This window comes from Vibrio genomosp. F10 str. ZF-129 (assembly GCF_000287055.2).
Lineage (GTDB): Bacteria > Pseudomonadota > Gammaproteobacteria > Enterobacterales > Vibrionaceae > Vibrio.
On the sequence record NZ_AJYQ02000111.1, the window covers coordinates 65,378 to 88,712 of the forward strand.

Here is a 23,335-nt window from a genome sequence, read left to right on the forward strand (position 1 = left end):
TATGAAGCAATACGAATATAGCAATTGTCATTAGTGATAACTTGACCACTTAAGGGATATCTTTTATCTAGCCGTGTTTCTACCTAAATTCGAACTGACTAAACTAGACACCACTACTGCCATATAAAAAACACCAACAACCGACTTTAAATAGACTAACGTTTTCGCAATTGGAGTCACTGGATTGATATCTCCATAACCGAGAGTGGTTAAGGTCACGAAGCTAAAATAAGCGCTATTAGAAAAATTATCTTCCCAAGGAATTGCTTCTAACCCGCGAAATGCGAAAGGGTCTAGCTCAAGTAACAAAAGGTAAGCCACCGCCCACATTAAACCAAGCAATAAGAATAGGGTTACAGAACCAATAAGTTTGTTGGTGTCTATTTGGCCTGAAAACAAGATTTTTCTTACTAAAGATTGGAAAGTGCCATAGAAAAAGACAAAAGTCAGAGAAAGCATAAATATGCTCATCTCTTTGATATGAAAGAGGTGTTTCGCGGCAATAGCAGCTATCCAAACCACGGCTAAACCTCTTAAAAAATGCGTCCACTTTCGATCAAAGCGCAAACTTACAAAGCAAACAATAAAAATCACTACCATAATCCCCTGTATGACGTATTCGATCACATTGTCTTGTAGTAGTTGAACGAGGGCGGCGGCAATTAACAGCATGATTAAAGCTAACGTTAAGTAGATAAAGTTATTCTTCTCGCTAATATTTGACAACGCTTTATCGAGATTCATGATTGACCCCTTTCCACAGTTATCATGGCGCACAAATATGCTCTAGCCACAACAGTATCAAAAATGGTCATGTTTGATATGCATTTATTCGAACATTCTCGTTATAATCAGTAAGAGTTTATTGTACAACAGTGAAGGTGCTAGACGTGGATATCAAAGTGAAAGATTCATTGATTGGTGGCGTGATTAACGGCGTTATCAATGGTTATATTGCGAGCCACCATTTCAAAGGAATGGATAGCGTACCGATGTCGCTTAACGTGATCACTAATTCTGAAGTGACTGTGTGGGGACAAGCGGTATCTCTAACTTTTGGTTTAGGGATCATTTTGTCGTTGATCACATCCAAGCTATTTATTCATCAGCTCAACAAATCCCACCCACAACACATTAGTCAACTTCAGAGTGGTTTTTGGTCTCACCTTGTTCCTATTGCAGTCACCCATGCAGCAGCGCTATTTGGCTGGTTTGTGGCTATAGCTGTGATCTGGACTAAATACGCTGGCGAAGTGATGGTTTCTTCTTCAAGCGCTGTTGCACTGGTTGGCCTATTTGCATTCATCATTACCATTGCCGTCGAAGTACGAACTAAGAAAAGTATCATTTATAAAAAGATAAATTTACTGGAACAACCTCAGTAAACGACAGTAGGAAAAGAAAATGTCAGATAACAATGCCCAAACCAGTGCTGAACATAGCGATAAAAAAATTAGCCAAGCTCGCTCTTTCACTTACTATATTTTTGCCTTAGTTGCTGCTCTTTGGCTTTACACCTTATGGGCGGACAGAATGACGCCAATGACAGATCAAGCTAGAGTAAATGGCCAATTGATCCGCATTAGCCCAGAAGTCTCTGGCCCTATTTCACAAGTACTTATTACTAACAATAGTATTGTCAAGGCAGGAGATGAACTCGTCACGATCGATCCGCGTCCTTTTGAATTAGCCGTTAAGGCCGCCAAATTTGATTTGCAACAAGCAGCTCAGTCTTATGAAGCGGATTCAGCAGCAATCAGTGTCGCTCAAGCAAATGAAGTCGCAGCTCGTGTTAAGGTCAATAATGCTAAGAAGAATGTGGAGCGTAATCGAGTACTTGCCAATAAAGGAACGATAAGTCAAGCGGTAATGGATAACATAATCGCCGAACTAGAGACGGCCCAAGCGGGGTTGGCTCAAGCGTCATCAGCACTAGAAAAGGCGAAACAAGAGTTTGGCCCGAGAGGAATTGATAACCCTGAAATCCAATCGGTATTAAACCGACAAGAGCAGGCTCTACTAAATCTCAATCACACCAAACTGACGGCACCTGCTAATGGTGTTATCACTAATATGGATGTTGCTGTTGGCGATTATGCTGCTGCTGGGCAACCACTTCTTACCTTTATCAATAACAACAACTTATGGCTGACGGCCATGGTGAGAGAGAATTCACTGGCTCATCTAAAGCCTGGCGATAACGTCAAAATTGTTTTTGATGCAAACCCTGGAGAGGTCTATGAAGGAAAAATATCTTCAATCGGTTGGGGAAGTAGCGGTAATGGTAGCCTTGCCCAAGATGCCAGTAATGGCCTTATGACGTCACCAACAAGCAGTTCAAAAGCGCAGCGTTTCCCCGTCAATATCGAGTTCACGTCGTTGCCTGCCGATCTAAATCTGAGATACGGTGGTCGAGCTGTGGTGGGTTTCTACCCTGATGAAAGCTACCTAGGTGAGAGACTACAAGATTTGTGGATCTGGGCATGGAGTTATATCAGTTATGTATCATAGTGCCGCTAACCCAATTATAAGAGTTGCGGTATTCCCTGTCCTTTTGCTGTTTTGGCAATATGTATATGGGACGGATTTGCCTTTACTCGCTCCAGCGATGTGTGCGGTTTTTCTCACTACAACTCATGAACCACCGCCTGTAATTATGGTGTTTGTTATGGGGGGCATTTTATTCATTACTGCTTGGTTTCAGGCACTAATGAGTGAACTATTGATTGATTACGTACATGTTTACTATCTGTTCTTGTTTGGAATTTTTTACTGGTGCATGGAGCGTACCAAGAAAAATCCGCAAGATGTATTTGCTATATTGCTGATTGTCTCAACCGCAATGATTGCTGTTTTTACGCAGCAAAAAGGGATTAGCGTTGAGCAAATCCCCATGGCTCTGCTAAAAAATATTTTTATCGCTGGCTTCACCGCCTATTTGGCCTACCTACTATTTCCACGAGGTGAGCCACTCGCGATAAGCATGCCACCTGTCAATTCGACAACGAAATATTTGCTTGATTGGCAAACCTTGCTCAAAGCGATCATTGTCATGACCATGATGGTATGTACGATACAATTGGACTTAGAACAAAGTACGATTATTACCATCATCGTCGCGTTAATGATTAAAAATCCTGATCCTAGTATTGGTAAAGATTATGGTTTAAGAAGGCTGCTTACAACATACGCGAGCGTGCTGTATGCCATTCCTCCCCTAATCATGAGTTTGCTGCAAGTCAATTTGGTAGGAACTGTGGGTGTTGCTGTAGTCAGTGCTTTATTTATGGGGATTCATGCCGTTACAAAGAAAGCTAGCTATAACTCAATTCAACTGATGTATTCCAGTTATGTGGTTTTAGTATTCTATGGGATTACTTCAACAAGTATCAGTGCGATTTCAGATGACCTCGTGCGTTTTAGTTCGGTTTTTGCCGCGGTATTAATCGGTATCATGAGTTTGATTATCTTATACCCTAGAACTAGAACTTAATGTCACAACAACCAAGCCTAGGTTTAACTCGGCTTGGTTGTCTTATTTTGGGATAAGTTGTACTGCGTGCAAGTAGCATCAATATGATGTGAATGAGTGAGCGTAATAACAAGGAATGGGGCAAAGATGAGTTAACTCGATTCAGAGTGACTTGCTGGAGCATCAATGCTTGTAGCGTGGTATGCTGTGACGAGTGGTTAATAGGTAAAGGCATAGCTATGAAGTCAGCGAAGCCAATTACAAAAGCTCGAAAAGCAAAAATTGAAAGCATTGAAGGCAATCAAAGCAGCTTACCTGAAAGCTATGGCTGAAGGCAGCATAAAGACCTATCGGATTACGCGAGTCCGTTAACTAGTTCAAGCTCAGGTTGCTTTGTTGTTTAATTTAGGGATAGACTAGATGATATCAATGATAGCGGGACTTTTTAGTACATTGGTGTCTACTCTAAAGAGTCGCAGGCCGCGCCGCGATAACCAAAGACCTCCGCATTTTCAATAGCCCTGTTCTCTTCCGCTCATAGAGTATTGACCGCAGGTAGCGCGTAATAGAGCCACTACAGTGGCTCTTGTCGTATCTGGGTATTAGAAAAGCTAAGATTCTTCCGTCCAAATTTGCCACGTTCATATACAGTTCGTAAGCAATTGGGCAGAAGTGCGTTGCAGTTATTAAATGGGGAAGTGCTTTTCCTCATACTCTTCAACCATTGCCGCTAGCCTTTCTAGCTCTTCACCTTCAGGCGTGCCAGGTTCGGCCACATCAAACAGTGATTCAATTCGCTTCAACGCTGTCTTGTAATCACTTTCAGAGATTTCAAGGCCCAACTCATCCAATGTTACCTCGGCTAGATCATCACTATGCGCAGTATGGGGTGTCATCCCCTCCAGCAGTTCTTTTGCAGACAACCGTTTTTTGCTCATAGTACGCCTTTCCATTCAAAATGAGATTAGATTATTTATAGCATACTGAGTTATTCGTTATAGCGTAAGGGGGTTGTCCTGAAACGAAATGGGGCAAAACTGAGTTATAGATTTCAAAAGCCAGTTATGAGCATCAAGCGATTCTGTGGACTCAGCAGCTAAGAGAAATTCGAAGTTCGAACTTCTCTTAGCTGCTCTTCGATCTAGGCATAACTTCAATCGGTGGTACTTCATTCCACTTGATCTCCTGACTACCTGTATAAATTTTGGTGGTCTTTGCATCAGCATGAGCCATTCTCTGTGTGGCACTCTCCCCTTGTTGCTCAATCATTCTGGCCGCTAGCCCTCTAATCTCGTGATATGTCGGTCTCAATGGTTTCTCAAGATGATCGTACAAGCCCAAAGTATCACGAACTCTACTGAACTCCTTGCTAATATTGTGATGATGCACTTGGTATAAGTGATCATTATCTTTAGAGATGCCACGCTGAAGCTGCCTAGGTTTGCGATGGACAATGTATGGGCAATGAAGTCTTGAGGTTTTCGATAAATCAACGATATCTTTGATTCGCTGAGTAACTGGGATAGCCACCGTCGATGATTGCGATTTTTTAACTTTTTCTCGATGTATATACAGCGTGCCATAAACAGCATGACCATTTATGTATTCAACCCTCCCTTCCAAATTCCAAAGAATGCCGCATATACCTTCACGCGGTTTATAGATGCGGTAGCGGAGGCGGTAGATTTCTCTAACGGCATGAGTAGTTTCAAGCGTTAAGCTCATTGCAACTTTAAGAAATAAAGGCGCTGCATCATAAATCTGTTGGTAGTGATCAAAATCTAGGTCATGACGAACTTTAGCGTAATCCTCTTTGGATAATCGACGCTGCTTCTTATTCAAAACAAAGTTACTTTCTATCGCACTTTCATCCGCTAGATATGAGAATATTTTCTTCAGATTACTGATTTTGTTGTTCAGCTGACGATTACTAATGGTGGAATAGTGTTTGTTAATAAATTCATTAATGTGAGGTAAAGTCAGTGATTTGCTCTGTACTCTCCCCAAGTAATCAACCAAACGTTTACAGTCACGCTGCAGGTTCTTATACACCCCATCAGACAGACGTTCTTCTTTTTCAATTCGTGACAATACTAATGGTATCCAATCTTTCAGAGGCTTATTGAACTTGTCCCTTTTTGCCTTGGATATTGCGGCCTTAAAGCCTGAACTATCATTCAGAGCAAACTCCTTTACCAAATCAGGTCGATACGTCAGGTTATACACATAAGATGCTTGTATTGCCTCTTGCTCGGTAGTTCCAATTGGAAAAAGCTTTTTCACACCGTCTATAGTCGTAAACCGAAAACGTTGTTGCCCCCTGTGGCTCATCTTTATCAAGAAAGGAGGATAGTGAGCCGTCTCCTTACTTCGACTGCGCCCTACCATCATAGCTCCAAGAATCGAACGAGTTCATTGACCCTATCAACTGGGTTCCCCGTTTCAACGTCGATACATACGTAAAATCGCCCAGTGGGCGTTCTATCTCCTAATAACTTACCTTGCTTGATCCAGCTAACAACCGTTCTAGGACATAAGCCTGAATCAGGATAGAACTCATCAATAAATTGCTTCGGTCTGATTTTTCTTACTGTCATAGCATCTCCCTACCCCAACTTAACGTCTAAGTGCGGGGTTATTCATGAATGAACAGAAGAATTATGAATGAGACTTGAGGAAAATTTCTATTCGCGCAGCCGTTTGTGTTTTAACCAATGGCCATGAATAAAACTAAGAAGATGAACAAGAGCATAAATCTAGTTCAATCATTCCATATTCATCCCGATATAGGGTGTACTTATACAGTAGAGTGCTTTTAGTAAGGCGTTGATTACAAATCACTAATGATGAACGCTAAACTCATGATAATTCATTTAAAACCAACCCAAAACCTACACGCTAACCAGTTGAATACACACCTAAATCAATAGTTTACCAACGGCTTCCTACCAACATCGGGGTTTCACCGTTTCTGAGCCTTCAAAAACGTTCAAAATATCGCGCAATACACTGAAATCAATCAACTTTCCTCTCCCACACTTTACCCCTAGATTTTCTGGGTGGATTAAGGGTTCAGTTGGTCGACTACCGTGCTCAGTTCTTCGTGGGTGCTGAATACCAAGGTTTGGACTCTCGTATGGATGGCCGAGTCAAAAGCGGTGATATCGAGTTCGATTACGACATCGGTGTCGAGCTTAACGAGTGGGCATTCCTGACTGGTTTCAATAAGCAAATTGGTAAGAACTATAACCTGACCATGCTTTACAACAAAGGTGAAACACGTGCCGCACTAACCTTGAATTTGGGTTATCGCTTCTAAGCGCACAGAGACACCAAGCACATACATGGGTAGGCCATTAGTTAGTAGGATGACATCCTACAAAGGCGATTATTGAAACTGTCACCGATGCCCTACCATTTGAGCCATCAATACAACAAACCATCCAACCATTCACGGATTAATACCAAAGCGTCAGGACGTCGCTTGTTCGATGCCGTTCATCACTTTCGGTGCACGCACCAAATGACTTTTTGGACATAACAATGACTTTACTCAATCGCTCAACTTTAGCTATTACTATCACTCTTGCCTTAGCTGCCTGTGGTGATGATTCAAGTAAACCCAGCGTTCCTTACAATCCACAGCCGTTACAACCGTCACCACCAGAGCAAATCTCCTTGGAAATTGGCGATGCGACCATTCAAGCCGCCAAAGAGTCTCTTGTCATCACGCCTCTTGGTTCAGGTGAAAAACTGGCAGCAGTAGAAGCGTTCAAAGGTATCCAATTTGCGCAAGCAGACCGCTTTCAGCACAGCATTGTTGCGCCGCTTGAAGGCAACATTGATGCGACTCAGTTCGGTGATGCGTGTCCACAGTTAAAAACAACGACACAAACACAATCAGAAGATTGCTTGAACCTAAACATTTGGCGACCAGCAGGCACAGAAGCGTATGCAGATTTACCAGTTTACGTCGTCATTCACGGCGGAGACTTTGAATACGGCGCGGGGTCAGAGCCGTTGATTCACGGTGATATGGTGGTTGCACAAGGCGCCGACGATGGTAAGCCGTTTATTGCTGTGACTTTTAACTATCGTTTGGGCTTACTGGGCAGTGTTTGGGTAGATGGTTTGAAAAACCCAGAAGGCGGTAACTTTGGCTTGGGCGATCAAAAACACGCGCTTGAGTGGGTTCAGCAAAATATAGAAGCCTTTGGCGGCAATCCACAAAACGTGACACTTATGGGTCAAGGCGCGGGGGCGATGTCGCTGGGTATTTTACAGCAATCTAAAGGTGGTGCTGCAATCGCAGGTGAGCACTTTCAACGTGCGATTATGCAGAGTAACGCTTACGGTTTTGAGTACAAAAGTTACGATGTAGCCAAGAGCCAGAGACCAGAACAAAACCTTGACGAGCTTACGTTAGTACCACTTGATGAGGTCTTGAAGGTTCAGGGTGACATACTTGACCCTATTCAGCGTCTCAAGAGCTGGGTACTGACCGCGGCTAACATTCCGTTAATCAGCCCGACACGAGACAACAGCCCTTTAGCCACGTTGATGCCTTTTGCGCCGTACATTGAGCACCGCCCACCAGCGTTGCTAGTGGAAGAAGTACCAGGCCATCACTTTACTGAACAAGCTATTGAGAGTGAGTGGATAGTACCGACTGTGATTGGCTCAAACAGCGCAGAAAGCAACACGCTGGGCATGCTGCCGAGCCTGACGTTTTTGATCCCAACTATCCTTGAAATGTTGAGCCAAGAAGCGTCAGACATCATCGAAAGTGGCGACGAAACCTTAATCGTCGAATACATGGGAGAGTGGCTAGAGTCGGAAACGAATGTGAGCCGCTTGCGCACGGAATATCGGGCATTACTTAACGACTCTACGTCGATTGATCTTGACCTGTCTGACTTGTTAGAGCGACTGCCGAGTAGCGCTTATGAAGCGATGACCAAATTGTTCTTTGGTTTAGGGAACTCTGATTCGACAGCTGAGTTACTCGCTTTGGCTGACTTTTTCCCTAACGATGAAAACGAACTGGATGGTGCAGCCAAAAACATGCAGCAATTCAAAACCGCGTTGCATGACTTACTCTTCACGGGTCCAAACCGTCATAAGGTTTCAAGTGAAGAAACAACAGGAGCAACGCAAAGCTTTTACTACTTTGACTACACACCAGGCTTCAATGTTTGGACTTATGACACCACAGGTGAAAACGGCGATTTAGACGTGGGTGACTTGCTCAACAGCATCAGTTGTATTGTGGGCGCTTGCAATGCATCGGAATTACCATTTGTGTTTAACAAAGCATTAAAGCTCGATGGTTCAAGTGTTCGTCCAGGTAATAAAGACAAAGCAATGATGAACGAACTCTCTCGCATGTGGTTTAGCGAACGTCTATTCGAAGACTTCCAATACAACAGTGCGACTGATCAAGTATTGCTGATCGATAACGATGGCGGCATTCAATCCACGCAAGACTGGGACAATGCTCATCACACAGGCATCGATCCAAAACTGCGTCAAGGCCGCCTCAACGGTCTCGAGGAACTCGGGCTGATTCTTAGTCACATGTAACGTTATCCTCAATCACTAAAAACTCATTACCGAATGTCTAAAAGCCAGTTCGCTGGCTTTTTTCATCCTGATTCCTTGAACATAATTAGGAAGGTTTACTCATGTTTCCTAACGCCCTTCGCGCTCTGCTACTCTTTACCTTCAGCGCGCTATTGGTCGGCTGTGCCCAGCCTTACCCTGAAGTTGAACCGGATTTTGAAGCCAATTGGCAAACTACTCCGCATCAAGCCGATGTTTACTTAATTCCTACCGCTCCAGAAGCCTTTGCTCGTCGCGTTGAACTGGTAAGAAATGCTCAACAAAGCATCGATATGACTTACTTTTCTTGGGAGAGTGACACGCTTGGTTTGATGTTATTAAGTGAACTCAAACAAGCAGCAGATCGAGGCGTGCAAGTTCGACTCACTCTCGATGATTTATTAGTGTTTAACGAGAAATGGCTTGCTGATCTCAGTGCTCACGACAACATTCAAATCCGTTTATTCAATCCGTTTGATTCACGTAAGTCAGGTTGGATTGGTCGCGCCGTCAACTTCTCTACTCATCAACAACGTTTGGACAATCGTCTACACGAGAAGTATTTCAACGTCGACCATCAATGGATGATTCTAGGTGGACGCAACATTGGCAACGACTATTTTGGTTACAGCCGCAAAGCCAACTTCTTTGATATGGGTGTGTTGTTTAAAGGCAGCATCATTCAAGCGTTCGATCAAAACTACCAACAGCTTTGGAACAGCAAGCATGTCACACCAATAGAAAATATCGTTAAAGTAAACCCAAACTATTCCGCGTTTGCTAAAGCGGTCAATAAAGGGGAGAAAGACAAAAACATCATTCTGGCTGAAGTTGAAAAACAGGTTAAACAACTGACCAGTCCCGACTTGATCACTGCGCAAGTCACCCCCGTTTTCGACTCATTAAACAAGTTAGCAAACAACAAACCCTACTTTAGAAAGCGGGCAGAGCACCAAGTTTGGCAACAACTAGCTACCGCGAACAAAGCCGTAATATCAACGCCTTACGTGGTACCGAGTGATGGTAAATTTGCCTTTATTGATACCTTGATGGAGCAAAAAGCGGACATCACGTTAATGACGAATTCGTCTGCTTCTAATGATTCTGGCTTTATTCCGGCTTATTACGAGGAGCACCGTCAAAACCTTTTGGATAAGGGCGTTCATATACTGGAGTACAAAAACCAAGCGAAAAATGATGACCATTACTTCCATTCGGATACTTATTATCACAACAAGACGGTGATACTCGATGATCGGCTAACTTATATCGGCTCATCAAACTTCGACCCAAGATCGGATTTCCTCAATGTGGAACTTGGTGTGTTGATCCAAAGCGAAGTCTTTGCAGAACATGTCATGCACTACTTAACCCGACAACAAGATGAACTGTTTTGGCAAGTATCTCGAGATGGACAAGGCCAAACTCAGTGGCAATCAATGAATGAAACCCATACTATGAATCCAAACTATGGTGGATGGCATAAAGCGCCTAACTGGATATTCAAGCAACTGAATGGTGAGTTCGAACTCTGAGCAATAAAACATAAAAAAGGCTCTCTATCTGCATTGATGAGAGCCTTTTTTATGGCAGTTAAAACTGCGTGCCTAATGAGAAGTGAATACGAAATTGGTCTCCATGTGGCGCATCAAACCCGTAAGCAAAATCCACTTTGACGGGCACGTATTTTGAATTCCATATCAAACTCAACCCTGTACCACTTTTCCAATCCACCTTATCATTGAAGGCATCACCTACATCGTAAAATGCACCAAGCCATAGTTGATGGTAGACCTGATATTGATATTCCAAGCCAGCGGTGAACAGGTAACGGGCACCAGTTAAATCACCATTTTCATCTCTCGGAGAGATTGACTCATAGCCATAACCGCGAAGGTTGCCATCACCACCCGCAAAGAAACGTAATGATGATGGGATATCGCTCAAAGCCTCAGCCACGTTGATGCCGACATTAGAACGAAAGTGAAACTTGTGTTTTTCGCTGATATCCCAAGACAGCATACTGTTGCCTTCAATACGCAGCAAACGAGAATCTGAGAAAAAGTTCGGATCCGAGTATTCCAATGAGTAAACGTGACGGTGTTTTACTTCTAATTGATCATTCTTGCGATCAAGCAATGAAAACGTTACCCCTGGCAATAGCATCTGTGAGTCGTTATTTTCCGACGCTTGTTGATAACTCTCTTGCAAGTAACGAACGTGCATAGTGCTTTTCCAATCACTGTCTAACCGCCAATGCTTTTCAAACGACAAATCATTGGAAAAACTCGACGTATCTCGATAGTCGACATGTTTAGATTCAAACTGAATACCGTAGTAATCAGTCAGGACATTTTGGGTCGGAATTTTGTAGCCAAGCAATAGCGACTGTTCTGGTTTTGAAGCGTACGCTTGTGCCTCAAAACTATGTCCACGTGTGTTATACCAAGGTTTAGTCCAATTCAGCGCAGCACGTAATCCCAAGTCTGTCGTATACCCACCGCCGACTTGCACGATATTGCGTGAGCTTGGCTCTGCGAGCACTTCTATCGGCACCTCTTGGCCATCGGATATCTCTTCGAAATTCGCTTTCACAATCACACTGCGAAACCAATCAGTGCCGGAGAGGTCGGCCTGATATTGACTCAGTTTCACGGTGTCAAAATCGTCACCCTGCTCAAACGTTCGCATCACTTCTATTCGAGCTGGCTCAATACCCGACGTTGGTACCGATAACGCACCAAACTGGTAACGAGAACCACTCGAGAAATGTAGGTTCACATTTGCTTGATTCATGCTCGGGATGACTTCCAAAGACGATTCGATAAAGCGCCCATCCAAATAACCTTTTTTCTGGGCTAATGAAGTCAAGTTTCGTTTTAGCGTATCGTACTCAGAATGCAGTAGCGGCTGCCCTTGTTTAAGCTGGGCTTGATTGACTAACTCGAGGAAATCTTCATCGTTTGAGGCTTCACCAGACACGACGATATTAGATTTTGCTACCAACACGACCTCACCAAGTTCCACATCTAATACAATGAGATCGTTCGGCTCTCTCTGAACACTGAACTTAGAATGGTAGTAGCCATAAGGATTCAATGCTGACCTAACCAACTTATTGAGCTGATTTACGGGAATGTCATTGGCTGAAGTATTCGCTAACGGCATGAGGTGATATTCCAGATTCCTCTCTAGCGGTTTGGATAAACCTTGAATAGCAAATTCAGCAGCCAATACGTCACCAAAAGGTATGAAGACGAATACAGAAATTCCAACGAGTTTTTGGACGAGAGAAGCCACAAATCTGCCTTAGTGGGTTTGACACCCAACTAGGCTAATCGCACTCAAGAAATCACGTTAATCGTGTATGTAGGATGAACTCCTACAAATTTAGATATAATGATTAAAACTCACGTAGGAGATACACCAGTTTTTAAATCTAGTCCATTGTTCAACATGAAACAACTCAAATAAGCCTGAAAAAACATTAATTTACCAAAAAATAAGAATCAAAGATTCTACGAAAGCATTACAAAATTTTATGCCATGACAATACGTGAAAAGTGATATGAGAAGCCGCGCAAAATTAGAAAGGGGCAAAGGTGATTTAGGTAATCGAGAAGAATTTCTTCCTAGTTTCCAGCTAGAAATGGGGTCATCTCAGAAAGGGAAAACGCGTTTCCTAGCTCAGGGCGATACTGCAAGTTATAAACATGCGCAGCTTGTATCGCTTCTTGCTCTACAGTCCCGATAGGAAATATATTGATTTTATTTGGCTATTTCATTGGCCTTTTTAACCGTTTTTTATGCCAATTAGAGCTTAACCACCAGCTCCAAACACATGAAATGCATATAAATCAATACCATACAACTAAGATTACTACCAACATCGGGGTTTCACCGTTTTTAGCATTCTAAACATCAGACTCCCCGTACAACACGCTGATCATTGCTACTTCCAAAATACTTTCATTTCGTTATCAATTAGAACTATTCAACAAATCATAAACCTATTTATATGACCTAAAGCACTTATGGCGTCCTGGTATAGACTTCCAGAGGTCGATATAACAAATGTATACTAAGCTCTAATGTAAAGTCTTCTGCCGGGAATATACCGGGATAAATAGAAAAGAATTCAATGACCTACTACGGGGCATCTAATTCATATAAAAAATTGCTGAATACATGGATATATTCGGCTCGGTATTGGGAAAAGGAATGAACTTAAAACCACGCTTTTTATTGCTTACAGCGACACTCTTTTTGGTGACAGCAATTGGGGTTTCTTGGTCAATCCGTACATTATCAGAAGATATTGTTCAGCAGTGGGCGTCTAAGTTTATGATTAAACAGGCGCTGTATGACAAAAGCAGGACTCTACAGCCTATTATGCGGGAACTTGCACTTTCTCGGCAACTCGCGACTTCTGGGTTTATTCGAGAGTGGGCTCAAGACCCTGAAAATAAAGTTCTAAAAAAGACAGCCCTGGAAGAGCTAGAAAACTATCGCCTGAATTTTAGAGGACAGAATTTTTTTGTCTCTTTTCTAAGCAATGGGCACTATTACCACAATAATAGTACCGATGAGTTTAGGGGCCATGAATTTCGATATGTACTCGATGCTGATAAAGAATCTGATAACTGGTTCTACAGTTTAATTGAACAGGGACGTGATATTCATATTAACGTGAACCCTGATGTCGAGCTTGGCGTTACGAAGCTTTGGATTGATGTGTTAATTCGCAGTGGTGACGAGATTCTGGGGGTTGCAGGTACAGGCCTAGATTTGACAGAGGTACTCAATGATCTGACTAGCGACAGTGAACCCGGTATCCTTAATTTATTCCTCGATCACTCGGGTGCAATTCAGCTACACAGAAATCAGGATTTTATTGATTTTGGTTCTATTGGAAAGCATGAAGGGACACAAAAGACGGTCGACCTCATTTTTGAAAAAGAAGAGGATAAACAGACGGTTTATCGCGCAATGGAACAAGCGGAGAAATTGGAGAATGAGGTCGTAACCGGTTTTGTTACTCTCTTTGGTCAGCGACATCTCGTTGGTGTTGTGTATCTACCAGAAATCGACTGGTATGAAATTTCTCTGATTGATCTTAGCTATATTCTCCCTACCGAGAATTTCGTGAAAATCGCTATTATGTTTGTCGCTGGCCTTTTAGTTGCTCTTATTCTATTGAACTATTTTATAAACCGCCTGGTACTTAACCCGATGAGCAAACTAGAACATGCGATGAATAGAGTGGAGAAAGGAAAAAGCCCCAGCGCGGATCTGAGTATTAATGCTTCAGGGGATCTAGCAAGTTTGATTCAACATTTCATGCGTATGTCGGAGGTCATTCTGGAATCAAAACGGGATCTGGAACAAAAAGTTCAGGATCGAACTGCAGAATTAGAGCGACTGACTCAGATAGACCCCCTTACCGAGCTGTATAACCGTCGTGGAATGACAGACAGGATCGAAGCCAGTTTGGAGAAATCTGCCTCAGATAATACCCAGGTTGGTATTCTCTGGATTGATATCGACTGGTTCAAAAGTATCAATGATTCTCATGGACATACGGTCGGAGATACAGTCTTAGTGACCATAGCAACGATACTGAAAAACTCAATAAAACCCGGTGATAGTGCTGCTCGATGGGGTGGTGATGAATTTCTCATTCTTATCGAGCACTCTGATAATAATCGCCTCACTGAGCTTGCTGAGCGCTTGCGTTCTTCTATTGCTTCGCACCCATTTGATATTGAGGGTGTTTCTACGAGTGTCAGTATTGGCTGCGCGGCTTCCACCAACGGGCAAGAGATGGGAAGTTTACTGCACAACGCAGATAAGGCTTTATACAAAGCAAAAGAGAAAGGAAGAAACTGTTTCTATATGTAAAGGTGAGTGCTCAGCTTGTGCCAATATAACCTTACTTACATGGAACATTGCTTTAATAATGCATTACTTAATAAATATATCTCAAATAAATAGAACTTAATAAAACAATAGATCACTGCGTTGAAGTAAATAAGCCAATACTACCTACTTGACAGGAAGTAGGTAGTATTGAACTGAGCCGATGTCTTAATTAAATAAGGTCGGTCTTTCGACTGGAATTGCGCTCATGTCTAACAATTGATTAACTCGCTCAACGGAAGCGATATTAATTTCACCCGTTAAGCGATTTAACAATAAATTACCCAGTAAATAGTTATAGCTTGCTGACAATTGCTGACGCTTCGCGCTATAGACATCACTAACATCATCAAGCAAGGTATCGACCGTGATTAGACCGGCGGAAAGTTGCTTATCACTACTCTCAACAATGGCTTTGCGACTTTCTACTAAAGTATTGAGATGAGGTAGACGTTCAATACTGTTATTAACTTGTACTAATGCGGTTTTGATTTGCTGCCTCAATGCGCGATCAAATTCGACTTTTTCATACTGCTTAAACTTCCATGCGTGAGCTGCTTCCATTCTTTCATAGCCGACGCCATTGCCGTTAAAGATTGGCACATTGAAGCGCAAAACCACAATGGTCTCTTCACTTTCAGAAGCAGAGCCAAAAAGTGCACCACCAATATCACGATAGGTATTTGTCGCTCTTAATTCAACGGTAGGTAGTAACTCACCATCTTGCTTAGCAAGCTCTGACCTCGCGTATTTTACATCATGCTCGAGAGCACGGTAATCTGGGCTTTGCTTCTGGGCTTGTGCCAACCAAAAATCAACATCATTGTACGCGAGTGGCTGCAAAGGAAAATCGACATTGAGCGGCTGAATGTATTCTAGCCTCTGTCCTGTCAGCACTTCTAACTCTGAGAATTTATTGTCTACTTGAGCCAAAGCTTGCAACATTTGAGTTTTAGCCAAACTCAATTTTGCTGTGATCTCACTGTACTCCAAACTGCTACTTAACCCGCTGGTTCGACGAACCTCTAGCTGATTTTTCTGCTCTGCGTAGATCTCATATTCCGATTTAGCAAGCAGGTAAGCATCGTGGCTCGCTAGTGCCATTAAATACGCTTCGATAGTATCAAAAGCCAGATTTTGTTCCGATACTTGATACTCAGACACTTGTTTGTTTAATCGATATTTACTTTGTTGTATTGAAGCAAACAACGATGCATCGATGATTGGCTGAACGATCGATAAGGTTCGGTTCGAATTGTCGAATTCAGCTTCCCCCAAGTTAAACGTTGGGTTTTCAGTTCTTTTAAGCTCTTGACTCACCGATTCAAAATCGAGAGTCAAGTTAACTCTTGGAGCAATACCCAACCAAGAGTTCGTATAAGCCGCTTCTGCCTCATTGGTGAGTGCTTCCGCTTTTTGCAAACTTGGGTTGTTGAGAGTCGCTTGACTATAAACATCGAGTAAAGTCCCTGCTGAAGCCGTTGAAACAGCCAGTATTGATATCAACGCTGAAAGGGTTCTTCTAGGTGTTTTCATGCTTTAATTACGTCCTTATTGATGTTTATCTATATTCGATTGGGCTTCGGGTAACAAAGAATCTAAATCTGACAACGCCGTTGATAGTAAGTCGTCATTGGCCGACGATTTAGATTCGATAAGATCTATTTTGACTAAACATTTGCTCCCAGCCGGGATTTTAAAATCTTTATTTTGTAGCTCTAGGCGTACATTAAAAGTATGGCTTCGAGGGTCTGCTACTGGGTCAATCAAAGTAATGGGCAGTTGTTTGTCCGTTAATCCGGGTAAGGTAAAAGAGACGGTAGCTTTATCACCTGTTTTAAACTGTCCATATTGCTCTACAGGCACGCTAGCTTCGACATAGAGAACGTCAACCTTCGCAATTTTAATGATTGGCTCATCCCGGACTTGCTCTCCTAAACCAACAAAACGCTCTACCACCACTCCATCTATCGGAGAATGAATGCGTTTTAGCGCTAGCTCAGCGTTTGCCATTGCCAGTTCATCTCTGAAAATCGCTTGTTGCTCTTCAGCTTCTTTCAATTCCATTTTCGCGATTACATGCCCCGTTCGAATTTCATCAGCGGCTTGAGCTGAAATGATATTTTGTGCCATCACTTCTTTGTTTCGCTCAATTTGACGCTGCTCAAACTCGTATTTCGCTTTTCGTGCGCTCACTGAACCGTTGCTTTGTGCTCGGGATTTGGAATAGGCAACTCTTGCTTGTTCAACCCTATCATCGAGTTTTACAAGCAGCTCTCCTTGCTTAACCCATTTACCCCGATTGGCATGGACTTCAGCTACAACACCAACGACTGGCGATGCTAATTCGAGTAACTCACTTGGCTTGACTTGGCAGGGAAATGTCTGGGCCGCTAGAGGCATTGCAGCCAACGAAGGTAACAGCATTGCCAATGTTACTTTATACATCGAGTCTCCTTAGTAATGTCTGACGTACTAACCTTGCAACCTGGAAAAAAAGAGGCTGATATTCGTGCTGGAATCGAACCGTCACGCGTTCTCCACCATAAAATGGTTCTGGGTTCGCTAAGCGAATATCAGCAAGATAAAACAACTGGTGGCTGGTTAATTTTTCTGCATCTTCAACGGCAAAAGAACCACCACCTTCTATGGTCAAAACCTCACTAGGCAGCGTTTGACTTGCTCCAGGATCTAAACGAACAATGCTCGCATTGCTCACTTTGAATGGAGCGTGGGCTGCCCGAACTTCGACATTCACAAGAGATTCTCGCACTAAATCAATGTTATCCATTGGTATAACGGCTTTAACTGAGTTGTAATCTACCAGTTGGACTTCTCCTATCGGGTCACCTTTTTTTACATGACTGCCAATAATGAGTGACTCTTCTAACATTACAAACTCCCCATCACTGGGCGCATAAACCACTAACTCGGAAAGACGGCGCTCAAGCTCTGAAACTTCAAACTCAACTTGTTGAATTCTTTCTTTAGTAATCGCCGCTTTCACTTGATCATCGACCAAATCAGCGTCGTATTGTCTTTCTAGCTGTATTAGTTGTGCCTGTTTCTCACTGCGTTCTAATTCAATGAGAGGCGCTTTTAATGTGACTAGAGGCTGCTTAGCAGTCACTAGAGTCGAAGGATCAACATGAAGCTGTTCTACAAAGCCATTCGACGTCGATCTCACTCGCTGAACATCGGGAAGCCAAACAACACCCTCAACGACTGAATTGTTGGGTAATGGCACGAATGAAATAGACAGCACGATCATCAAGCTCAGTAGTAGCCCTCGACGCAGCACTGGAGATTGTTGTGTCTCTTTTTTATTACGACTCATAAACAATACAAACTTTATCAAAGGAATAGCGAACATCTGAATCAAAGTCCACGCGGCTAATATCCAGCCTACAAAAGGAATATGTTCTGCTAAATAAAGTGCAATCGTCACCATGATTGCGGTACGAAAACACCATGACGCAGGCCAATAAACCAGAAACCACAGCCATTCTTTTCTCTGGTAGTCAGGCTTTACCGCAGACCGATCACCTAACAAATAATATTGGGCTAAATAGTGATAAGCATTAGCAGATCGTGTGGCTAGATTTGGAAGCTCAAACGCATCTTGCAATGCGAAGTAACCATCAAAACGTTGCAGCGGATTACCATTTAGAAGCAAGGTATTGATCCAACCGATCATCATTACGTTATACATTGCTGCACGCAGTAAACCGGGCTCGACGGCTAACCAGACAAAGGTTGCGATAGCAGCCAGTAACAATTCAGACTGTATTCCAGCAAGACTCACCCATACACGATGCCATTTATTGGGTAGCAACGAAGATTGTGACGCATCCACATAAGGGACGGGTACAAACGCAATAAACAGTAAGCCCACCTCTTTACACCGGCCACCATAGCGACTTATCGCAAAGACGTGAGCAAGCTCATGAAAGGCTTTAATCAACACATAAACGATTAAGCCCAATAATGCATTTTCAACACTGAAAAATTTATCATTGAGATTATCGGTAATTTCTCGCCAATGCATAGCCGCTAGAATTCCACTAACAGCCACTAACATTCCCCATAAAAACAGCGCATAGGGATTGAATAGAGCACCAGCCACACCAACCATCTGAGCCACGAATCTTGTTGGATTCAATAGAGGAAGCTTAAATGAGACTGGATTACCGTATTTACTAAATAGTGCCAACCTCTTCTGTCGAGTTCTTCTCTGGGTCAGTTTTTCTAGCCCTAATTGACTCAGCCCTACAATTAACCCCTGCACTTCTAACTGATTCAATAACGATAGAAGTTCTTCCTGGCTGAGTAATTCTTCGTGCCCCTTCTCTCTATACGCTTGATAAATTTGCTCGATTGTTTGAGCACCTTTAAGCGCCAAAACAAAAGACACAGCATTGATAGGCACGCGAAAAACGCGATGAGTATCATCATCTCGAATGACCCACCACTGTTTTCCTCGATAAAGGTGTGTTGCTGTCGAAAGTCCGGGTTTTAATGTTGGTCGTGACGTCGCAACTGCTTTCCAGGCACTTGGGTTCACGGCATGAGTACCCATGTTTTAATAGAAACCCATGCCCATAATTTGCGCGTCCAGTTCCATACCCTAGGTTGAGAAACAGTCTCTACTTTCGCCACTCCATCCATTCCTGGTCTAAGATCCGAAACATCACCTTGCAGCACACCCTCGACACGAAACACCGTTTTTCCATCTTTAGCCTGGGCAATGGGTGTCACTCTACTCACCTTAAACTCAAAAGGTTGATTAGGGATTGGAGTAAGCAGTGCTTTCCCTAACTGATCGAGAGCAATATAGCCGATGTCCAGTTGCTCAACTTCAATCAACAATTTGTACTGATTAAGAGGGGATAACTCCGCGAGAACCTCTCCCTGACGAACCGGCGTTCCAATAGCGTCAATAAGATCACCACTGACCACTATGGCGTTGTCTAATGACGAAAGAATCTGAGTGCGGCTTAACTTATGATTAATCAAGCGAATTTCTGCCTCTACGCGCTTTTGAGAGGCCGCTAGAATATTTGACTTTGCAATATCATACTCACCACGCGCTGCGTCCATTTGACGAGAAACTTCTACAAATTTCGCTTTGAGATCGAGTTTCTGCAGTTCTAACTCTTTGTCATCGAGAGAGAACATCAATTGGTCTTTAATGAGTTCATCACCTGGTCGAACAGCCACTTTTGATATATACCCATCAAATGGCGCCGAAATGACCCGTCTCTCCGCACCGACAATTTTCGCATCAGCAACCACTTGATAGTTCACTGGCCAAAATAAAAAAGCAGCCAATAGGATGAACGTACCGAGCGTTATTGGCGTCTTTTTTCGATTGCGAAAAAAGTTAGATAGTTTGACTTTTGTTGATTTCGTCAACGTGCGGGTTAAAGACTGTTGCTCAAAATATTTAGAGACCAGAGGAGAAGAAAGAGTAAAGAGAGTTTGCTGTATCTGATCTCTTATCCCCGCCGTAGGTACTTTGTCACAAGAAACCAACCAAAGAACATGTACTGTACTTTCTCGGTATGTCAGCGGTTGGGTAAACCAATCAGCCCATGAGACCTGATCTTGATGTTTGAGCTGTAGACCGATGTTATCGGCATTGTCGCGCAGTTTATTTGGCCCATTCCCTTGCAGCAAGGCTTCACGAGCTTGGCTAATAATAACCTCTGTTTCAGATTTGGATTCAAGTTCTCCCGTATACGTGCCCACTTGCAAAAGAGAATTGGCTTTATCGTCCGCAATCACCATAACACAGCGAGTTAAACCAAACCTTTTAAGCTGCTCTGTGCATACCCACTCGACCATATCAGCAATTGGGACAGGCTGATTTATCTGTTCCAATAGAGAAAACACGGGCGAGTTAGAATCTTCAGTGGCGATTGCATATTGATTCGAAGGCGTTAAACGCTGTACAAGAACGGGAATCGACCACTGTACTATTTCTGTCGCTTTGGTCAGTAAGCTCTTATGGTTTAGCTTCAGCGATAAAATGACCACACCATAGAGTTGATTTTCGACCACTAACGGGCACGCTAAGAAATAGAGTCCCTTTTGCTCCTCGCTTTGAACGACAGGCGCTAATCGCTGCATAGCCTGCTCACCCACTTGCTTTAATATTGCCGATGACTTCGCGCCATTTGAGGTAAATGCAACGGTTTTATAATCAGCAGAGGCTGGCTGACCAACGGCCAGCAAGCCATCTTGTATTGCTATATCCGCCCGTTGTGAAAATTGATTCAAAACGATGGCCAACCATGTTTGGCCAAGCTGCTCAGGATCGTTGGTCCTAGAAAAGGTTGGCCATAGCTCAGAGTCACTAACGGGGGTATTGCTTTGCATAATCATTAATTATTTAATTTCACCGTGCTTTTCTTCATGCTCTTTGAGCACTTTACCAAGCAGTAAAAATAGGCGCTTGGCAGCACGAGGGTTCATAATAATGCGGTCACTTAACTCAACATCAATCTGCTCTGCTGAACCATTCCAGTTTTGGCTCGTTCCAAATAGCAGCATAAACTCTTCTATGGTGCTGCCTACATTGGCAACATTCGAGTAAGTAGAACGCATTTGATCGTCATTCCAATTAATGTTTGTCTGGTTGCTCGGTGTTTTGTCTTGATTGCTCATCATTTAATCCTTACTACTTGTTAGATGATTCTTACTTTATGTTGATTATCCTGAATACGAACATCGGATTCAGGTTGTGCTTTAATCCAGAGGCCTAACTGCGCATCGAAAAACAGTAGATTACCCACTTGATCTTCTAATTCAGCCTCTTCGTCATTGCTTGCTTCAGAAGATGAACTAGGTTGTGATGATTTGGCATCATTTGGCGCTGGTGCCGTGCTTTGATTTGAATCTGAACCATTATTTGTTTGCCCTTTGTTTGAAGACGCTGGGGTCGATTGCGCTGAAGTGATCGAGTTTGTCGTGGCAACAGGATTACTCTCATTCTCAGTTTCTGTGAGAGCAGCAATCTCTTCGTTTCCAGTGTCACCTAGCAAAGTGTCACCTAGTAAGTTGACATTGTTGGGTTTAGCAGAATTGTTCATACCACGAACATCAGCACCCATATCTCGGTTCAAAGCATTTCGAGAAGTCTCTGGCTCGTTAAACTGCGTGTTGATTGATTCGCGGTTTTCTAACTCGTCTATTAACAGGTCCATTTCACCGGATAAAGAGAAGAAGTCGTCTGTCGTTGTCGCGACAGGGTCACCAAGGAACGGAGGTTCGTCCCACTCACCGATTCGGTCTGGATTGACTTCAACATGCGCATTTTCATGCAAGATCATATCTAATAGAGCGTCAGCAAAATTGAAGTTTGGTTGTTCACCGCCAAGTAAGAAATCGGGAGAGAGGTCAACACCTTCAGCATTACCTTCCCAAGTGCCTAGATGCATGGTGTCAGCACCACCAGTAAAGGACTCTTTGGACTGCGCAATGTACTCTTTATCGTTTTTAAAGAAAATGTTGCCTTCATCACCAACTAAGATGTCACTGCCGATGCCACCGTATAGCTTATCGTTAACACGTCCGCCAAATAAATTGTCGTTGCCTTCGCCACCATAAAGCTCATCGTTAAATTCACCGTTCACGTTTACCTGAGCAATCGTTTTGGCTGAATCTCTATGTCCATTACTCAGCCACTTGAATATGCCCTGGTCACCAATGAGGGTATCTCGCCCTTGATCACCTGTTAAATAGTCATTGCCGATTCCGCCAATAGCGAAATCTTCACCTTGATTACCAAAGATTCTGTCATCGCCACCAATGCTAAAGTCGGTAGAAACCATTTCTCGAGCCACCCAATTAGCATCATTAATTTGGTAGCCAGCATCACCAAGCATAATGTCTCGCCCTTGCTCACCAGTGATGACATCATCTCCCTGTCCACCAATGACGAAATCATCACCTTCTCCAGCTAAAATTTTATCATTGTCACCAATGTCGACCTGAGTCGTCACAATATTCAATGCCTGTTGAGCTTGGTTACGAATGACATACCCACTATCGCCAAGGATCATGTCATTGCCAGCATCACCATCTAGATCATCCTGACCACCACTACCAATGATAACGTCATGACCGTCACCTCCAGAAATCGTGTCGTCTGCACCCAGTTCGGCTTCACGAGAAATAACATCAGCCCGTGAACCATTAGCAGGGAAGACTATGCCTAAATCCCCCAGCAACACATCAATACCCTGATTACCTTGAATGTTGTCTGACCCGACGCCACCAATTACTACGTCATCACCACGACCCGCTGTAATCACATCGTTGCCACCTTGTGATTCTTCG

The 23,335-nt window shown here is 43.1% G+C and carries 18 protein-coding genes and 2 pseudogenes; 8 read left to right on the forward strand and 12 right to left on the reverse strand.

Annotated features, from left to right (window positions below; genetic code table 11):
• Positions 1–63 precede the first annotated feature (63 nt).
• Positions 64–744, reverse strand: coding sequence for a potassium channel family protein (locus tag A1QO_RS14355; protein ID WP_017041458.1), 681 nt, complete (start codon positions 742–744; stop codon positions 64–66).
• Between the two features lie 146 nt (positions 745–890).
• Here A1QO_RS14355 and A1QO_RS14360 point away from each other — a divergent pair, with 146 nt between their 5' ends.
• From A1QO_RS14360 to A1QO_RS14375, 4 genes are all read left to right on the forward strand, one after another.
• Positions 891–1,385, forward strand: coding sequence for a hypothetical protein (locus A1QO_RS14360; RefSeq protein WP_017041459.1), 495 nt, complete (start codon positions 891–893; stop codon positions 1,383–1,385).
• A 19-nt stretch (positions 1,386–1,404) separates the two neighbouring features.
• The gene (locus A1QO_RS14365; RefSeq protein ID WP_017041460.1) at positions 1,405–2,511 is read left to right on the forward strand and encodes an HlyD family secretion protein; all 1,107 of its coding nucleotides are present in this window, start codon (positions 1,405–1,407) and stop codon (positions 2,509–2,511) included.
• Positions 2,501–3,493 carry a DUF2955 domain-containing protein gene (locus tag A1QO_RS14370; RefSeq protein ID WP_017041461.1) on the forward strand — a complete coding sequence of 331 codons (993 nt, stop codon included), beginning with the start codon at positions 2,501–2,503 and terminating at the stop codon, positions 3,491–3,493. The genes A1QO_RS14365 and A1QO_RS14370 overlap by 11 nt, the downstream gene beginning before the upstream one ends.
• Before the next feature lie 92 nt (positions 3,494–3,585).
• Entirely contained in the window at positions 3,586–3,804 is a 219-nt protein-coding gene (locus A1QO_RS14375; RefSeq protein ID WP_017041462.1) for a hypothetical protein, read from the forward strand.
• Positions 3,805–4,158: 354 nt separating this feature from the next.
• Here the strand turns inward: A1QO_RS14375 and A1QO_RS14380 are convergent, their stop codons facing one another.
• The 3 genes from A1QO_RS14380 to A1QO_RS14390 form a co-directional block, all read right to left on the reverse strand.
• The gene (locus tag A1QO_RS14380; RefSeq protein WP_010430691.1) at positions 4,159–4,410 is read right to left on the reverse strand and encodes a hypothetical protein; all 252 of its coding nucleotides are present in this window, start codon (positions 4,408–4,410) and stop codon (positions 4,159–4,161) included.
• Between the two features lie 187 nt (positions 4,411–4,597).
• On the reverse strand, positions 4,598–5,860 hold the full coding sequence (locus tag A1QO_RS14385) for a hypothetical protein (RefSeq protein WP_017041463.1): 1,263 nt from the start codon (positions 5,858–5,860) through the stop codon (positions 4,598–4,600).
• Positions 5,860–6,069 (reverse strand): hypothetical protein, encoded by a 210-nt coding sequence (locus A1QO_RS14390; protein ID WP_017041464.1) that lies wholly within the window; start codon positions 6,067–6,069, stop codon positions 5,860–5,862. Before A1QO_RS14390 ends, A1QO_RS14385 begins: the two co-directional genes overlap by 1 nt.
• Positions 6,070–6,536: 467 nt before the next feature.
• Between A1QO_RS14390 and A1QO_RS14395 the strand changes: the two are divergent.
• From A1QO_RS14395 to A1QO_RS14405, 3 genes and pseudogenes are all read left to right on the forward strand, one after another.
• Positions 6,537–6,791 (forward strand): annotated as a pseudogene (locus A1QO_RS14395) (hypothetical protein); the annotation flags it as partial.
• Between the two features lie 224 nt (positions 6,792–7,015).
• Positions 7,016–9,055 carry a carboxylesterase family protein gene (locus A1QO_RS14400; protein ID WP_017041465.1) on the forward strand — a complete coding sequence of 680 codons (2,040 nt, stop codon included), beginning with the start codon at positions 7,016–7,018 and terminating at the stop codon, positions 9,053–9,055.
• Between the two features lie 101 nt (positions 9,056–9,156).
• A complete protein-coding gene (locus A1QO_RS14405; RefSeq protein ID WP_017041466.1) occupies positions 9,157–10,608 on the forward strand; it encodes a phospholipase D family protein in 1,452 nt (483 codons plus the stop codon).
• Positions 10,609–10,666: 58 nt separating this feature from the next.
• On the opposite strand, the gene A1QO_RS14410 is transcribed toward A1QO_RS14405, so the two are convergent.
• Entirely contained in the window at positions 10,667–12,373 is a 1,707-nt protein-coding gene (locus tag A1QO_RS14410; protein WP_017041467.1) for an autotransporter assembly complex protein TamA, read from the reverse strand.
• A 347-nt stretch (positions 12,374–12,720) separates the two neighbouring features.
• Positions 12,721–12,840: pseudogene (locus A1QO_RS20770) on the reverse strand (integrase); the annotation flags it as partial.
• Positions 12,841–13,294: 454 nt separating this feature from the next.
• On the opposite strand from A1QO_RS20770, the gene A1QO_RS14420 reads away from it, so the two are divergent.
• Entirely contained in the window at positions 13,295–14,974 is a 1,680-nt protein-coding gene (locus A1QO_RS14420) for a GGDEF domain-containing protein (RefSeq protein WP_017041469.1), read from the forward strand.
• Between the two features lie 186 nt (positions 14,975–15,160).
• Here the strand turns inward: A1QO_RS14420 and A1QO_RS14425 are convergent, their stop codons facing one another.
• From A1QO_RS14425 to A1QO_RS14450, 6 genes are all read right to left on the reverse strand, one after another.
• Positions 15,161–16,528 (reverse strand): TolC family protein, encoded by a 1,368-nt coding sequence (locus A1QO_RS14425; protein ID WP_017041470.1) that lies wholly within the window; start codon positions 16,526–16,528, stop codon positions 15,161–15,163.
• Between the two features lie 15 nt (positions 16,529–16,543).
• Positions 16,544–17,440 (reverse strand): efflux RND transporter periplasmic adaptor subunit, encoded by an 897-nt coding sequence (locus tag A1QO_RS14430; RefSeq protein WP_017041471.1) that lies wholly within the window; start codon positions 17,438–17,440, stop codon positions 16,544–16,546.
• Positions 17,433–19,571 (reverse strand): site-2 protease family protein, encoded by a 2,139-nt coding sequence (locus A1QO_RS14435; protein WP_017040745.1) that lies wholly within the window; start codon positions 19,569–19,571, stop codon positions 17,433–17,435. Before A1QO_RS14435 ends, A1QO_RS14430 begins: the two co-directional genes overlap by 8 nt.
• Entirely contained in the window at positions 19,553–21,379 is a 1,827-nt protein-coding gene (locus A1QO_RS14440; protein ID WP_017041472.1) for an efflux RND transporter periplasmic adaptor subunit, read from the reverse strand. Before A1QO_RS14440 ends, A1QO_RS14435 begins: the two co-directional genes overlap by 19 nt.
• A 3-nt stretch (positions 21,380–21,382) precedes the next feature.
• Positions 21,383–21,661, reverse strand: coding sequence for a DUF3467 domain-containing protein (locus A1QO_RS14445; protein WP_017034550.1), 279 nt, complete (start codon positions 21,659–21,661; stop codon positions 21,383–21,385).
• 20 nt (positions 21,662–21,681) lie between these two features.
• Positions 21,682–23,335, reverse strand: a 1,654-nt coding sequence (locus tag A1QO_RS14450) for a calcium-binding protein (RefSeq protein ID WP_026027073.1), incomplete at its 5' end; no start/stop codon positions are given.

Bases quoted from the DNA above. Each gene is read 5' to 3' on its own strand.
- A1QO_RS14355 (WP_017041458.1), bottom strand. From the start codon at position 744: ATGAATCTCGATAAAGCGTTGTCAAATATTAGCGAGAAGAATAACTTT.
- A1QO_RS14365 (WP_017041460.1), top strand. From the start codon at position 1,405: ATGTCAGATAACAATGCCCAAACCAGTGCTGAACATAGCGATAAAAAA.
- A1QO_RS14370 (WP_017041461.1), top strand. From the start codon at position 2,501: ATGTATCATAGTGCCGCTAACCCAATTATAAGAGTTGCGGTATTCCCT.
- A1QO_RS14375 (WP_017041462.1), top strand. From the start codon at position 3,586: ATGAGTGAGCGTAATAACAAGGAATGGGGCAAAGATGAGTTAACTCGA.
- A1QO_RS14380 (WP_010430691.1), bottom strand. From the start codon at position 4,410: ATGAGCAAAAAACGGTTGTCTGCAAAAGAACTGCTGGAGGGGATGACA.
- A1QO_RS14385 (WP_017041463.1), bottom strand. From the start codon at position 5,860: ATGGTAGGGCGCAGTCGAAGTAAGGAGACGGCTCACTATCCTCCTTTC.
- A1QO_RS14390 (WP_017041464.1), bottom strand. From the start codon at position 6,069: ATGACAGTAAGAAAAATCAGACCGAAGCAATTTATTGATGAGTTCTAT.
- A1QO_RS14400 (WP_017041465.1), top strand. From the start codon at position 7,016: ATGACTTTACTCAATCGCTCAACTTTAGCTATTACTATCACTCTTGCC.
- A1QO_RS14405 (WP_017041466.1), top strand. From the start codon at position 9,157: ATGTTTCCTAACGCCCTTCGCGCTCTGCTACTCTTTACCTTCAGCGCG.
- A1QO_RS14420 (WP_017041469.1), top strand. From the start codon at position 13,295: ATGAACTTAAAACCACGCTTTTTATTGCTTACAGCGACACTCTTTTTG.
- A1QO_RS14425 (WP_017041470.1), bottom strand. From the start codon at position 16,528: ATGAAAACACCTAGAAGAACCCTTTCAGCGTTGATATCAATACTGGCT.
- A1QO_RS14430 (WP_017041471.1), bottom strand. From the start codon at position 17,440: ATGTATAAAGTAACATTGGCAATGCTGTTACCTTCGTTGGCTGCAATG.
- A1QO_RS14435 (WP_017040745.1), bottom strand. From the start codon at position 19,571: ATGGGTACTCATGCCGTGAACCCAAGTGCCTGGAAAGCAGTTGCGACG.
- A1QO_RS14440 (WP_017041472.1), bottom strand. From the start codon at position 21,379: ATGATTATGCAAAGCAATACCCCCGTTAGTGACTCTGAGCTATGGCCA.
- A1QO_RS14445 (WP_017034550.1), bottom strand. From the start codon at position 21,661: ATGAGCAATCAAGACAAAACACCGAGCAACCAGACAAACATTAATTGG.